This window comes from Komagataeibacter melaceti, assembly GCF_003403295.1.
Lineage (GTDB): Bacteria > Pseudomonadota > Alphaproteobacteria > Acetobacterales > Acetobacteraceae > Komagataeibacter > Komagataeibacter melaceti.
Map to the genome: position 1 here is coordinate 1 of NZ_QUWV01000247.1, position 492 is coordinate 492.

Below are 492 nucleotides of genomic sequence, written 5' to 3' on the forward strand. Positions count from 1 at the left end.
CGCCATGTGGGGCCGGGTGGGTGGTCAGGGGCGACACGGCGCGGGGCGCGCGGGTGCCGGTTTTACGTACCCCTTGCCCGTTCCGCGCGGCATGGCGGGGCGCGGAACGGGCAAAAGGTGGCGGCGGGCGGCCTGTCAGGCCGCGCCGTTACGGTGCGGGGTGGTTACTTCGGGTTGCCGAAGTCATAGGCATCTATGCGGCTGATAATGTCCGGCCGGGCGGCATATTTTGCGCCAAGGCGTAGCTGGCGGCGGTCAATTCCGGTGCAGTAACGCGCGGATTTGCGGATGATTTCCTTCTGCCTGTCCGGCGGCAGGGAGCTGTCGATTTCCCCGCCCAGATACTGGCATATCCCGGCATCATGCACGAAAGCACGCACATCGGCAGGAAGCCCTTCCCCCGCCATGGCCCCGGCGGGCGCCAGCAGCACGCCCCCCATCACGGCCCACACCATCTTCCGCCACCCCCGCATTACATGCCCGCCCCTGTCA

General features: G+C 67.9%; 1 protein-coding gene and 1 pseudogene. One reads left to right on the forward strand and one right to left on the reverse strand.

Annotated elements, in window-relative coordinates:
* Positions 1 to 189 (forward strand): hypothetical protein (locus DY926_RS17735; RefSeq protein WP_206609057.1); only part of this gene is annotated, 189 nt, incomplete at its 5' end.
* Here DY926_RS17735 and DY926_RS16935 read toward each other — a convergent pair.
* A pseudogene (locus DY926_RS16935) lies at positions 165 to 492 on the reverse strand (hypothetical protein); the annotation flags it as partial. The gene DY926_RS17735 and the pseudogene DY926_RS16935 sit on opposite strands and share 25 nt — an antisense overlap.